The 13,172-nt window shown below is 70.5% G+C and carries 13 protein-coding genes and 2 pseudogenes; 5 read left to right on the top strand and 10 right to left on the bottom strand.

Going from position 1 to position 13,172, the window contains the following annotated elements; translation table 11 throughout:
* Positions 1-402 (top strand): C39 family peptidase (locus ABZ406_RS30370; RefSeq protein WP_357768913.1); only part of this gene is annotated, 402 nt, incomplete at its 5' end.
* 76 nt (positions 403-478) lie between these two features.
* On the opposite strand, the gene ABZ406_RS30365 is transcribed toward ABZ406_RS30370, so the two are convergent.
* Both ABZ406_RS30365 and ABZ406_RS30360 read right to left on the bottom strand, forming a co-directional pair.
* The gene (locus ABZ406_RS30365; RefSeq protein ID WP_357768911.1) at positions 479-1,198 is read right to left on the bottom strand and encodes a DedA family protein; all 720 of its coding nucleotides are present in this window, start codon (positions 1,196-1,198) and stop codon (positions 479-481) included.
* A 118-nt stretch (positions 1,199-1,316) separates the two neighbouring features.
* Positions 1,317-1,555 (bottom strand): annotated as a pseudogene (locus tag ABZ406_RS30360) (hypothetical protein).
* 159 nt (positions 1,556-1,714) lie between these two features.
* Between ABZ406_RS30360 and ABZ406_RS30355 the strand changes: the two are divergent.
* Positions 1,715-4,567: an aconitate hydratase gene (locus ABZ406_RS30355; RefSeq protein WP_357768909.1), complete on the top strand. Its 2,853-nt coding sequence runs from the start codon at positions 1,715-1,717 to the stop codon at positions 4,565-4,567.
* A gap of 315 nt (positions 4,568-4,882) precedes the next feature.
* On the opposite strand, the gene ABZ406_RS30350 is transcribed toward ABZ406_RS30355, so the two are convergent.
* Entirely contained in the window at positions 4,883-5,254 is a 372-nt protein-coding gene (locus tag ABZ406_RS30350; protein WP_357768907.1) for a hypothetical protein, read from the bottom strand.
* A gap of 187 nt (positions 5,255-5,441) precedes the next feature.
* Between ABZ406_RS30350 and ABZ406_RS30345 the strand changes: the two genes are divergently transcribed.
* Together ABZ406_RS30345 and ABZ406_RS30340 are read left to right on the top strand one after the other, a co-directional pair.
* Positions 5,442-6,209 (top strand): DUF5753 domain-containing protein, encoded by a 768-nt coding sequence (locus tag ABZ406_RS30345; protein WP_357768915.1) that lies wholly within the window; start codon positions 5,442-5,444, stop codon positions 6,207-6,209.
* Positions 6,200-6,388, top strand: a complete 189-nt coding sequence (locus ABZ406_RS30340; RefSeq protein WP_357768905.1) for a DUF397 domain-containing protein — start codon at positions 6,200-6,202, stop codon at positions 6,386-6,388. Before ABZ406_RS30345 ends, ABZ406_RS30340 begins: the two co-directional genes overlap by 10 nt.
* 353 nt (positions 6,389-6,741) lie before the next feature.
* On the opposite strand, the gene ABZ406_RS30335 is transcribed toward ABZ406_RS30340, so the two are convergent.
* The 6 genes from ABZ406_RS30335 to ABZ406_RS30310 all read right to left on the bottom strand — a co-directional run bounded on the left by ABZ406_RS30335 (position 6,742) and on the right by ABZ406_RS30310 (position 12,365).
* Entirely contained in the window at positions 6,742-7,995 is a 1,254-nt protein-coding gene (locus ABZ406_RS30335; RefSeq protein WP_357768903.1) for a sigma-70 family RNA polymerase sigma factor, read from the bottom strand.
* A 5-nt stretch (positions 7,996-8,000) separates the two neighbouring features.
* Positions 8,001-8,336, bottom strand: coding sequence for a YciI family protein (locus ABZ406_RS30330; protein ID WP_357768901.1), 336 nt, complete (start codon positions 8,334-8,336; stop codon positions 8,001-8,003).
* A gap of 87 nt (positions 8,337-8,423) precedes the next feature.
* The gene (locus tag ABZ406_RS30325; RefSeq protein WP_357768899.1) at positions 8,424-9,035 is read right to left on the bottom strand and encodes an ATP/GTP-binding protein; all 612 of its coding nucleotides are present in this window, start codon (positions 9,033-9,035) and stop codon (positions 8,424-8,426) included.
* A complete protein-coding gene (locus ABZ406_RS30320; RefSeq protein WP_357768897.1) occupies positions 9,016-9,402 on the bottom strand; it encodes a DUF742 domain-containing protein in 387 nt (128 codons plus the stop codon). Before ABZ406_RS30320 ends, ABZ406_RS30325 begins: the two co-directional genes overlap by 20 nt.
* A gap of 5 nt (positions 9,403-9,407) precedes the next feature.
* Complete coding sequence (locus ABZ406_RS30315) at positions 9,408-9,830, bottom strand: roadblock/LC7 domain-containing protein (protein ID WP_357768895.1); 423 nt, start codon at positions 9,828-9,830, stop codon at positions 9,408-9,410.
* Between the two features lie 90 nt (positions 9,831-9,920).
* Positions 9,921-12,365: a nitrate- and nitrite sensing domain-containing protein gene (locus ABZ406_RS30310; RefSeq protein WP_357768893.1), complete on the bottom strand. Its 2,445-nt coding sequence runs from the start codon at positions 12,363-12,365 to the stop codon at positions 9,921-9,923.
* A gap of 440 nt (positions 12,366-12,805) precedes the next feature.
* Between ABZ406_RS30310 and ABZ406_RS30305 the strand changes: the two genes are divergently transcribed.
* Complete coding sequence (locus tag ABZ406_RS30305; RefSeq protein WP_357768891.1) at positions 12,806-13,054, top strand: DUF2630 family protein; 249 nt, start codon at positions 12,806-12,808, stop codon at positions 13,052-13,054.
* Between the two features lie 22 nt (positions 13,055-13,076).
* Here ABZ406_RS30305 and ABZ406_RS30300 read toward each other — a convergent pair.
* Positions 13,077-13,172 (bottom strand): annotated as a pseudogene (locus ABZ406_RS30300) (3-methyladenine DNA glycosylase); the annotation flags it as partial.

Raw genomic sequence — 13,172 nt, 5'->3', positions numbered from 1 at the left:
GACATGGCCAAGGAAATGGGCACCACCGAAGCCGGCACCAACTCCATCAACGACATCACCCCCGTCCTGAACAAGGAAACCGGCACCACCAACACCTACCACTCCGTCGAGATCAGCACCCCCGACGCCGACGCCAAGCAGACCAACCAACTACGCGCCGACATCGTCCGCACCATCGACAACGGTAAGGCCGTCGTCGCCAACATCGCCGGCACCAGCACCGACACCAACGGGACCACCCACTCCTACGAAGGCGGGCACTACATCAGCGTCGTCGGCTACCACGACAACGGCACCACCGCCACCATCGCCGACTCCGCCGACCCCAACCAAGCCGCCTACCAAATCAGCGTCGAACACCTCGCCGACTGGATCGCCACCCGCGGCTACACCACCAACTGACACCACCGCACCAACACGCACGAAGCGAAGGGCCGGACCCCCACCACAGGGCCCGGCCCTTCGGTGTGCCCGGAGATCAGCGGTCGTTGCCCGCGCGGACCGGATCGACTTCGGAGGCCGTTGCCGCCGACTGGCCGTCGGAGGCTGCCGCCATGGCGGACGTCGCCTCCGCGCCGGAGGCACCGTCGGTCGACCCGATGCGGTGGGCGCGCCGGCGCAACCACCAGGTGCTGCCGAGCCCGGCGAGCACCGCGAGGACCAACCCGGCCCAGGAGATGTCCTTCAGCCAGTGTTCGGCCGCCTTGCCGACGGAGTAGAGCAGGTACGTCGTGCCGAAGGCCCAGACCAACCCGCCGGCCGCGTTGGCCAGCAGGAAGCGGCGGTACGGCACGTGCAGCGCACCGGCGAGCGGCCCGGCGAGGATCCGTAGCAGTGCCACGAAGCGACCGAAGAAGACCGCCCAGACGCCGTACCGCGCGAAGCTGTGTTCGGCGCGGGCGAGTTGCGCCGGGCCCAGGTGTTTGGGGAATCGTCTGCCCAGTCGGGCGAGGAGAGGGCGACCGCCGCGTCGGCCGACGGCGTACCCGATGGAGTCACCGACGATGGCGCCGAACGCCGCCGCGCTGGCCACCCACTCCGGCTCCACCACTCCGGTGGCGGCGAGCAGGGCGGAGCTGACGAGCACGATCTCGCCGGGCAGCGGGACGCCCATGCTCTCGACGCCGATCACCCCGGCGACGATGAGGTAGACCACGCCCGGAGGCAGGGCCGAGAGCCAGTGCTGGACGTCGACCACTCGGCACCCCTTCCGATCCGGCCTCCGACCCTACCCCGGGACCTGGTGAACCGCCGTGCTCGCGGACATGGCCCGGCCGCCGTCCAGGCTCAGCCGCGGGAGTCGAGGGCTGGGCGGGTCAGCCGGCGAGCGGGGCGACGAACTCCAGCCGGTTGCCGTGCGGGTCGTGGGTGTGGAATCGGCGCATCCCGGGCAGTTCGTCGTCGCCCCAGACAACGTCGTAGCCGGCGTCGAGCAGCCGGCCGGCCAGCGCGTCGAGGTCGGGGCGGAGCAGGGCCGGCCGAGCAGGCCGGCGTAGAAGGCACGCGAGATGTCCTCGGTGCCGTGCGGACAGGCCAGCAGTACGTGGTGGATCATCGCGCTACCTCCTGTCTCGAACCCTGGCACCAGCTTGCGCGAATAGCAAGACGGACGTACGGTTTTGTTGGAAGCGGAATCGGCGGGTAAGTGTCACCTAACCTCGGCGGCGCCCCAGCCGGTGCGACAGACTGCTCAGGACTACTCACGGTCGCTGGTGTGAAGGAGTACGACGTGGCGAGCCTCGACACCTTCGGTGCGAAGACCCAGCTACGCGTCGGAGACGCGAGCTACGAGATTTTCAAGATCGACAAGGTGGACGGCTACGCCCGGTTGCCGTACAGCCTGAAGGTCCTGCTGGAGAACCTGCTGCGGACCGAGGACGGCGCGAACATCACCGCCGACCACATCCGCCAGCTCGGCGCGTGGGATTCCACCGCCGCCCCGAGCGTGGAGATTCAGTTCACCCCGGCGCGGGTCCTCATGCAGGACTTCACCGGTGTGCCCTGCGTGGTCGACCTGGCCACCATGCGCGAGGCCGTGCGTGACCTGGGCGGCGACGCCACCAAGGTCAACCCCCTCGCCCCGGCCGAGCTGGTCATCGACCACTCGGTGATCGCCGACCTGTTCGGTCGCGAGGACGCGTTCGCCCGCAACGTCGAGCTGGAGTACGAGCGCAACAAGGAGCGCTACCAGTTCCTGCGTTGGGGCCAGACCGCGTTCAACGAGTTCAAGGTCGTCCCGCCGGGCACCGGCATCGTCCACCAGGTCAACATCGAGTACCTGGCCCGCACCATCATGGAGCGTGGCGGCCAGGCCTACCCGGACACCGTGGTCGGCACCGACTCGCACACCACGATGGTCAACGGCCTGGGCGTGCTGGGCTGGGGCGTCGGCGGCATCGAGGCCGAGGCCGCGATGCTCGGTCAGCCGGTCAGCATGCTGATCCCCCGGGTGGTGGGCTTCAAGCTGTCCGGCGAGATGCCGGCCGGCACCACCGCCACCGACCTGGTGCTGACCATCACCGAGATGCTGCGCAAGCACGGTGTGGTCGGCAAGTTCGTCGAGTTCTACGGCCCGGGCGTGAGCGCCGTGCCGCTCGCCAACCGGGCCACCATCGGCAACATGTCCCCGGAGTACGGCTCCACCGTGGCGATCTTCCCGATCGACGCGGAGACGATCCGCTACCTGGAGCTGACCGGCCGCGACGCCGCGCAGGTCGCGCTCGTCGAGGCGTACGCCAAGGAGCAGGGCCTCTGGCACGACCCGGCCGCCGAGCCGGACTACTCCGAGCGCCTGGAGCTGGACCTCGCCACCATCGAGCCGTCGCTCGCCGGCCCGAAGCGCCCGCAGGACCGGGTGCCGCTCGGTGCCGCGAAGACGCTGTTCCGCTCGGCGTTGACCGACTACGTGGCCGACGACTCCGTCGGTGAGCGTGACCTCAAGCCGGGTGTCCCCCGCGAGGAACTGCCGCGCGGCGCCAACGGCCCGGCCGACGAGGCCAGCGCCGAGTCCTTCCCGGCCAGCGACCCGCCGGCCAACGAGTTCAGCGACCCGGCCGACGAGCCGCGTGACCTGGAGACCGCGGCCGTCGGCGCGGGCGGTCGGGCCAGCAACCCGATCCGGGTCACCGGCACCGACGGTGTGGAGTACGAGCTGGACCACGGTGCCGTGGTGATCGCCGCGATCACGTCGTGCACCAACACGTCGAACCCGCAGGTGATGATCGGCGCCGCGCTGCTGGCCCGCAACGCGGTGGAGAAGGGCCTGACCCGCAAGCCGTGGGTCAAGACCACGCTGGCGCCCGGGTCGAAGGTCGTCATGGACTACTACGAGCGGGCCGGCCTCACGCCGTACCTGAACAAGCTCGGCTTCAACCTGGTCGGCTACGGCTGCACCACCTGCATCGGCAACTCCGGCCCGCTGCCCGAGGAGGTGTCCGCCGCCGTCAACGAGCACGACCTGTCGGTGGTCTCGGTGCTCTCCGGCAACCGGAACTTCGAGGGCCGGATCAACCCGGACGTCAAGATGAACTACCTGGCGTCGCCGCCACTGGTGGTCGCCTACGCCCTGGCCGGCACGATGGACATCGACCTGGCCAACGAGCCGATCGGTGAGGACACCGAGGGCAACCCGGTCTACCTGCGGGAGATCTGGCCGAACAGCGCCGAGATCCAGGACGTCATCGCCCAGGCGATCGGCGCCACCGGGTTCAGCGCCGCGTACGCCGATGTCTTCGCCGGCGACGAGCGGTGGCAGTCGCTGCCGACCCCGACCGGCGACACCTTCGCCTGGGAGAGCGACTCCACCTACGTGCGCAAGCCCCCGTACTTCGAGGGCATGCAGCAGGAGCCGAGCCCGGTCGTCGACATCTCCGCAGCCCGGGTGCTGGCCAAGCTGGGTGACTCGGTGACCACCGACCACATCTCGCCGGCCGGCGCGATCAAGGCGGACTCCCCGGCCGGCACCTACCTGGCCGAGCATGGCGTGCCGCGCCACGAGTTCAACTCGTACGGTTCCCGCCGGGGTAACCACGAGGTGATGATCCGGGGCACCTTCGCCAACATCCGGCTGCGCAACCAGCTGGTGCCCGGGGTGGAGGGCGGCTTCACCGTCAACCACCTCACCGGCGAGCAGACCTCGATCTACGACGCCTCGACGGCCTACCAGGAGGCCGGCATCCCGCTGGTGATCCTGGCCGGCAAGGAGTACGGCTCGGGCTCGTCGCGGGACTGGGCGGCCAAGGGCACGATGCTGCTGGGCGTCCGGGCGGTCATCGCCGAGTCGTACGAGCGGATCCACCGCTCCAACCTCATCGGCATGGGAGTCCTGCCGCTGCAGTTCCCGGTGGACGTCACCGCCGAGTCGCTCGGCCTGACCGGCACCGAGACGTTCACCATTACCGGGGTGACCGCCCTGAACGACGTTGAGACCCCGCGTACCGTGCTGGTCAGCACCGACACCGGCGTCGAGTTCGACGCCGTGGTGCGGATCGACACCCCCGGTGAGGCGGACTACTACCGGCACGGCGGCATTCTGCAGTACGTGCTGCGCCGCATGATCGCCAACTGACTCACCGATGTTCGGCGAAAGGGCCGCTTCCGCGCGCTTGCGGGAAGCGGCCCTTTCGTTTCTCCTCGCTCTCGACTCGGCGGCGACAACCCCTGCGGCCCGGTCGTGGCGCCGGGCCGCGTGGGTTGTCGCCGCCTTCGCTGGGCAGCCGGGCCCGCCGCCCGGCTCGGGTTGCGTCCTTTGCTCTGCACCCGCCCGCGCACCACTAACGGTCCGTAACTGGCGCGTCGGCGGGTGCAGAGCAAAGGACACGAGGAGCACCTGCACCGCCGGGCCGGATCGCGCGAGGGGCGGCTCAGCAGCGCATGCCCCAGCTCAGCGCAGCCGCAGTGCGACCGCGCGGGCCTCCTCGTCGGTGAGCGGCAGGAACCACAGGAAACGGCGGACGATGGCGACCGGGTCGGGGCCGCCCGGCTGGCCGCGCAGGTCGCGGATCGCCCGGCGCGTGATCCGGGAGAACTCGGGGATAAGGGTCGCCCGGCGGGCGGCGTCCGTCGGGGTTGCTCGCAGCGCCGGGCAGGGCCATTCCCGACCGCAGGCGTCGCACGTCCACAGCGGGCCGTCGGCGGTGTGCGCGACAGGCGGGCCGCACCGGGACCGCCAGCGTGATTCGGGTACGACGGCTGCCGAGCGACCCGGGCCACGGTACGGGGGGTGCCGTGGCCCATTCGGTCCGGCGCTGGTCACATGGTGCGAGGCCGGCTGGGCCGCTCGAGCGCCTGGCCGATGGGGGCGGTGGCAGGGCTTGTCGTCGGACATCCTGTACTCCCTCGTCGATTGCTGTCTACACAGCACCCTGCCGAGGGTTGCCAAGCGATTACACCGCGTAGAACTATTACCTTCCGACGTCGGGAACGTTCTGGAGGGTCCGGAGATGAATCGAGCCGTGCAGGCGGCGATGGCCGAGAGGGGCCACACCGCTGACAGTTTGGCTGCTCAGATTGGTGTCGATCCGAAGACGGCCGCCAAGTGGGCGAGCACGGGACGAATTCCGCAGACGCGTCATCGTGCGCAGGTCGCCGAGCTGCTCGGTCGGAACGTCGACGAGCTGTGGCCGGACGCGCTAAAGCGCCGGACGCCGGCCTGGTTCCGGCCCTGGGCCGAGATCGAGCGCGAGGCGCTGTCGCTGCGGTGGTTCGAACTGGCGTGGATCCCTGGCCTCTTCCAGACCAAGGCGTACGCGCTGGCGACGCTTGTCGGGGAGGCGCTGACACCGGCCGAGGCCGACGACCTCGCCGAGGCGCGGCTGAGCCGACAGGCAGTCCTGCGGCGGGAGCGTCCCCCGCTGCTCGTCGCGGTCCTCGACGAAGCAATCCTCCGGCGCACCCTCGGCGGCGACCGGGCCATGATGCGGGAGCAGTGCGAGCGGCTGGCCGAGCAGGCCGCCCTGCCGAACGTGTCGGTCTTCGTCGTGCCCGCCGACGTCGGCATGTATCCGGGCCTCGGCGGTCCGTTCACAGTGGCCGAGATGCCGGACGGGGCGCGGGTCGCCCACGTCGACAGCCAGGCGCAAGCGCAGCTCATCGACAAGGTTGCCGACGTTGCTACGCTCGACCGACGGTGGGAACGCATTCGCGACAGCGCCCTGTCCCGGGCGCAGTCCCTCAATCTGATCGGGGAAGCGGCGGCATCATGGACCTGACCGGCGCTCGGTGGCGCAAGAGCACCAAGAGTGGCAACAACGGTGGAAACTGCGTCGAGGTCGCCGACAACCTCGCGGGCGTCATCGGCGTGCGCGATTCGAAGGACCCGGCCGGTCCGGCGCTCGCCTTCGAGCCGGCGGCCTGGACCCGGTTCGTGGCAATGGCCAAGCGCGGCTGACCCCTACCCGCGATCGAGCATGCGGCCCTACGGTGCAAGTCAGCACCGTTGCTAAGGCCGTCGGGTCAACCCGTGCCGGATGAACGGACTCCTGGTAGATCGAAGTGTGTCGAGCGAGAAGATCGCGCCGATCTTGCATTTCCGGTCGTCGACATGGGGGGACGCCCCTTTCGTCGGGACAGAAGATGCAAGATCGCGGAGCGGGTACAGACCTTGCCCGTCGATCATGGAGTTGTGGTGCCTGATTTGGCAGTTCATCGGGGGCTTTGTTGCCCACCACAACTCCATGATCGGCGAGGCGGTGCCGGTCCAGTTAACCGACGTACCGCTCCTGGTGACGTGCAGCCGCTCCGCTAGCGGGCGAGTTCGTCGGCCCGGTCGAGCAGCGCGCGTCGCTCGACGGTGGAGCCGACCGCTGCCGCCGCCTGTCGGAACAGTCCGGCCGCCCGTGGCCGGTCGCCCTGCCGGGCCACCAGGTCGGCCTCCACGGCCACGGCGAGCGGGTAGCCGTCCAGCCCTCCCCCGCTGCGGGCGGCGTCGAGCACCGCCAACCCGACGTCCGGCCCGTACGCGTAGCCATGTGCCACCGCGCGGTTGAGCGCGATCACCGGCGAGGGTCGGAGGTCGGCCAACGCGTCGTAGGCCACCGCGATCGTCGGCCAGTCGGTGTCGTCGACCGAGGCGGCGGTGGCGTGGCAGGCGGCGATCCGGGCCTGCCACGCGTACGGCCCGTCGTGGCGTACCCGATCAAGGGTGGCCAGGCCCTCGGCGATGGCGGCGCGGTCCCAGCGGTCGCGGTTCTGCCGCTGGAGGGTGAGCAGGTTTCCGGCGGCGTCGCGGCGGACGTCCCGGCGGGAGTGTTGGAACAGGAAGAGCGCCAGCAGCGCGGCGACCTCGGACTGATCAGGCATCAGCCGGTCGAGCAGCCGGGCCAGCCGGACCGCCTCGTCGGCGAAGGCCGGTTCGCCGTCGGCGACGTAGCCCCGCGTGAACAGCAGGTACAGCACGGCGAGGACGCCGGGCAGCCGCTCGGTGAGCGCCGGCCCGTCCGGCACCCGGTACGGGATGCCGGCCTGGGCGATGCGGGTGCGGGCCCGGGTCAGTCGGCGGGTCATCGTCGACTCACTGACCAGCAGGAGGCGGGCGATGTCGGCGGTCGGCACGCCGCAGACCGTTCGCAGTGTCAACGCCACCCGGGCGTCGAGCGCGAGCGCCGGATGGCAGCAGGTGAAGATGAGGCGCAGCCGGTCGTCCACCACGTCGTGGCTCAGCTCCGGCTCGGGCGACGTGTCGTCGGGCGTGAGCATCGCCAGGTCGTGCAGCTTGCGGCGCTCCACTGTGGCCCGGCGCAGTACGTCGATCGCCCGGTGGTGGGCCACCGTCATGAGCCAGCCGCCCGGGTTGGCCGGCACACCGTCGGCGGGCCACCGTTCCAGGGCGACGGCCAACGCCTCCTGGGCACAGTCCTCGGCCAACGCCCAGTCCCCGGTGACCCGGATCAGGGTCGCGACGATCCGGGGGTACGCCTCGACGCCGGCGGCCGCGACGGTCTCCGCCGCGCCGGCCGGTGCCGGGGTGCGCACCGACCGGCGAGACGGGGTGGTCAACCCGGTCAGTCGGACAGGTCCGCGAACGGGCGCAGTTCCAGTCGCCCTTCGCGGGCCATCGGGTGGGTGCGGGCCACCTCGATCGCCTCGTCCAGGTCGGCGCAGTCGAGCAGGTCGAAGCCCACGATCACCTCGGCGGTCTCCGCGAACGGCCCTTCGGAGACGAGCAGTTCACCGTCCCGGACACGGACGGTCGTGGCCGCGCTCGTCGATGCCAGCACGTTGCCGGTCACGCGGCGGCCATGGGAGTCGTTCTCCGCCACCCACTTGTGGATGTCGGGAAGCTCGGTGGGGTCGGTGTCCGGCTCGGTGTCGCTGCACACGAACATCATGTATTTCATCTGGTGGCTCCCTGGTTTCTCGGGGTATCGCCAGCATGACGATCGGCCGGAGGCGTTCCGGACACCCCTTCCCTCGAAAAACTGCTGTCAGTCTCCGACGGCGGCGCGGCGGCGGGCCTCGCGGGTCTTCAAGGCGTGCTCCATGAGCGTGACGAGCACCTCCTTGCTGGACTGGCGCTGCCGGGCGTCGCAGAGCAGCACCGGCACACCCGGGTCCAGGTTCAACGCGACCTGCACCTCGTCGAGCCGGTACTGCCGCGCGCCCGGAAAGCAGTTCACCGCCACCACGAAGGGCGTGCCCCGACCTTCGAAGTAGTCGATCGAGGGAAAGCAGTCGGAGAGTCGGCGGGTGTCAGCCAGCACCACCGCGCCGATCGCCCCCAACGCCAACTCGTCCCACACGAACCAGAACCGGTCCTGCCCCGGCGTACCGAACAGGTAGAGCACCAGGTCGTCGCTGATGGTGATCCGACCGAAGTCCATCGCCACTGTGGTGGTGGTCTTGTCCTCCACCCCGGACAGGTCGTCGATGCCGACCCCCGACTCGGTCAGCACCTCCTCGGTGCGCAACGGCCGGGTTTCGCTGACCGCGCCAACCATTGTCGTCTTGCCCACGCCGAAGCCGCCAGCGACCAGGATCTTGATCGCGGTGGGCAGTGGCGCCGCTCCCGCCGGCCGGTCAGAGTGCCCGTAGTCCATTGATTACCGCCTCGAAGATGCTGTTGTCGGGAACGCCGGCCGTGGTCTGCGGCTCGCGGACCTGCACCAGGCTGCGGGCCGCCAGATCACCGAGAAGCACCCGGACGGTGCCCACCGGCAGGTCGAGATGGGCGGCGATCTCGGCGACGGACTGTATGCGTTGACACAGCCCGACGATCGCCAGGTGCTCGGGGCCGAGACCGACCTCGGGCGCGACCTCGGCCCGGGTCGCCGTGACCAGCGAGATCAGGTCGAAGGTGCCGGTGACCGGGCGGGCCCGCCCACGCGTCACCGCGTACGGACGCACCACCGGACCCGCATGGTCATCCACCCACAGTTGGTCTGCGGACTCCCCCTCGACCGTCATCGCCGCTACCTCTCGCCGACCTGCTGATCGGTGCCACGCGACGGCGATGCGACGTACTTGCCGACCCGGGTGACCAGCATCGCCATCTCGTAGGCGATGAGGCCGACGTCGGCGTCCTCGGAGGCCAGCACCGCCAGGCAGGCGTTACGGCCGGCCGCGGTGACGAACAGGAACGACGACTGCATCTCGATGATGGTCTGCTGCACCTGTCCACCACCGAAACGCTTGCCGGCGCCCCGGGCGAGGCTTTGGATGCCGGCCGCCATCGCCGCGAGGTGCTCGCCGTCGTCGCGGCTCATCCCCTGGGAGGAGGCCATCAGGAGGCCGTCGGTGGAGAGCGCGACCGCGTGCTCGGCCTGCTTGACCCGGCCCACCAGGTCATCCAGCAACCACGTCAGGTCGGCGCTCGAAGCCGTCTTCTGGGTCACTTCGTCGTCCTCTTCTCGGCCGGCTGTGCGCCGTGTTCGGGTGGGGCTTGACCGTAACGCCGCGCGGACACCCGCGTCGTCGGTGTTCGGTCAGGTCGTTTGTGGAGGATCCTCGTCGGTCGGCTCGGACAGGGTCGCCGCCGGGGCGCCGGTGGCACCACCGAGCAGCCGAGCCGCGTCGGTGCGCCCACGCCGGGTGCCGGTCTGGTAGGAGCTCATCATCCGGCGAACCTGCTCCGGTGGGCGCACCACATCCTCGTCGTCGGTCTCGGACACCGCCGGGTCGTCTCGCAACTCGGGAACGATGTTCGCCTGTCGGACCCGAACGGGCAAGCCGGCGTTGGTCTGCTCCGCCTCGGCGCGGGCGGGCATCGGACCGCCGTCGCCGACCGGGTTCGGCTCTGCCTCGGGGGCCCCCGGGCGGAAGCGACCCACTGTGGGCAGTCCGGTGGGGACGGTCGGGGCTTCCAGGGCCGGCTGAGCCGGGCCGCGTCGGGCGCGGGTGGGCAGGGCGGGGGTGCCGGTTGCCGGGGTGGTCCGCTGTCGGGTGGGGAGGGCGGCGTCCGCCTCGGCCTTCTCGTCCGTCGTCGGTGCGGTGGTGTCGGCCGGCACCGCCACCGCGGGGCTCACCGAGCCGGAGTCGTCCGGGGAGGCGTCGGCCGCGGTGACCAGTTCCAGCGGGATCAGCACGACCGCTGTGGTGCCGCCGTACGCGGACTCGGTGAGCCTCACCCGCACGCCGTGCCGTTCGGTCAGCCGGCTCACCACGTAGAACCCGAGGCGGGCGGCGTTGGCGAGGTTCGACTCGGACTGGTCGACGATGCGGTGGTTCGCCGTGGCCAGGTCCTCCTCGCTCATGCCGAGGCCCCGGTCCTCGATCTCGATGGCGAACCCGTTGGTGACAACCTGGCCGCGGACCTCGACAGTCGTGTGTGGTGGGGAGAACGACAGGCCGTTCTCGATCAGCTCGGCGAGCAGGTGGATGATGTCGCCGACCGCGCGGCCGGCGAGCGAGACCGGCCCGAGCGGCAGCACGGTGACCCGGGTGTAGTCCTCCACCTCGGCCACGGCGCCGCGCACCACGTCGACCATCGGGACGTTGCGCCGCCAGGCCCGGCCGGGGGTGGAGCCGGAGAGCACGATCAGGTTTTCCGCGTTGCGCCGCATCCGGGTGGCCAGGTGGTCGACCCGGAACAGGTCCTCCAGCTCCTCGGCGTCGTGTTCGCGGCGCTCCATCGCGTCGAGCTGGGTGAGCTGGCGGTGGAGGAGCGCCTGCGTGCGTCGGGCCAGGCTCAGGAAGACCTCGCGGACGTTGCGGTGCCTGTCGGCCTGCTCGACGGCGGTCCGCAGGGCGGTGGTCCGGACAGCGTTGAACGCCTCGCCGACCTGGCCGATCTCGTCGGTGCCGAACCGCAGCGGGGGCGCCTCGGTGGCCAGGTCGACCTCCTCGCCGCGCCCGAGCCGCTCCACCACGCGGGGTAGCCGCTCGTCGGCGAGCTGCCGGGCGGCCTCACGCAGCCGGTTCAGCTGGCGCAGCAGGTTCCGGGCGGTGGTGGTGGCGACGACGACGCAGGCGATGACGGCGAGCAGGCCCAGACCGGTGACGAACACCAGTCGGACGACGACCGTCACCGCGTCGCCGGTGGCCCGCTCCACGATGCCCTGGTTGCCGGCGGTGACGGCATCGTTCACCTGGGCCAGCACCGGCTCGACAGTCCCGCGCCACTGATCGGCGCCGACCGGCAGTTGGGTCGACGGCCGACCTCCGCGGATGATGCTGTCCTGTACGGCACGCAGTCGGGTGAACGCCTCACCCTCGACGAGCTGCTGGTAACGGCGTTGGTCGGCGTCGGCGAGCCGGACCCGGGTCTCCGCACCGACGAACCGCTCCGAACCGACCAACGCGACGTAGCGGGCGTACTCCGCGCCGCTCATCCGACCGTTTCCGAAGAGGCCGCTGAGCAGTGCGTCCTCCTGGGAGATCAGCTCCTTCATCCGGTCGAGCTGGATCAGGGCGGCCGCCTCGCCGGCGATCTGCTTGTCGTCGAGGCCGCCCGTCACGTCGTAGATCTGGAAGATCGACGCGATCGCGTCGGTGTACGCCTCGGCGGCCGCGATCCGGTCGATCTTGCGGTCCAGCACCTCGGCGCGAGTCTGCCTCAACGAGTCGACCTGGGCGATCGTCGATCGGAGCCGGGCGTCCAACGCGGAGCTGCCGGCGATGTCGACCTGCCAGTCCCGCACCGAGTCGGCGAAGGCGGAGGCCAGCTCCGTGGTCCTGCGCTGCTCGGCCTCGAGCGCCGTCCGCTGCGGGGCCTCGGGGCTGCTCAGGTACGCCTGGGTCGACCGCCGCTCCACCTGGAGCTGCTGCAACAGCGGCTCGCTCGGCTCGTGGACCCTGCTGGTGACCAGTTGGGCACCGAGCAGGTGGAAGCCGTCACGCAGGGTCACCCATGCCGCGAACATCCAGAGCGCGACCAGGCAGAGCAGCAGGGCGACGACCTTGGTGCGGATAGTCGTACCGCGAGAACGCATTGAACCGTCCCAGGCCGGGCGTTGACTCAGCTCATCAACGAATGATCAGGGGGATGAGGTCCCACCACAGCGGGGCATCCAGGGCTGAGGCTCTGCGTACGCTAGCAGTGTCCACACAACCCCTCAAGTTGCTGTTTTTCTAGACTGGTAACCGCAATCCACCACCGATCGGTCCACGTCAGAGGTGCGAATCCCGGCCACTCGACGTACCACGATGGAGGGTGCTGCCAGGAGCCGCCGCGTCGTCGGCACGTCGGTCGCGTCGTCGCGTCCGCCAGGCCGGCGACCCGACGGGTGGGACGGCTGCGTGCCGCCCACCCGGTGGCGACCTCGGCACCAGCCGGGCGGCGTCCGGCTCGCCGGTGCGGGTCAGTGACCCGGGACGCACCGGTACCCTCGAATCCGGGCGATGCCGGGCACCCTGTGCCAGGCTCTGTGACATGGACGACAAGACCATCCTGAACCGGATCACCGAACTGGTCGACGAGGAACACAAGCTGCGCGCCGACGCCCAGGCCCACGAGTCGGGCACCGAGGGCGAAACCAGTGAGCGCCTGCGCGCCCTGGAAGAGTCCCTTGACCAGTGCTGGGACCTGCTGCGCCGCCGACGGGCCGCCCGAGAGACCCACGGCGACCCGGACGCCCAGGGCGAACGCCCCAAGCCTGAGGTGGAGCGCTACCTGCAATAGCCGACGTGTCGGGTCGGGTCGGGCGCAGCTCCTCCCGGGTCTGCCGGTAGACCATCGCCCACTCGTGCATCCCGAAGCAGCCGAAGTGCGGGGCCCGTTCCCGCGTCGCCGCCAGCAG

The organism is Micromonospora sp. NPDC005710, from assembly GCF_040630995.1.
Lineage (GTDB): Bacteria > Actinomycetota > Actinomycetes > Mycobacteriales > Micromonosporaceae > Micromonospora.
Note: the sequence above shows the minus strand (reverse complement) of the source record. Positions and strands in the feature narration are given on the sequence as shown.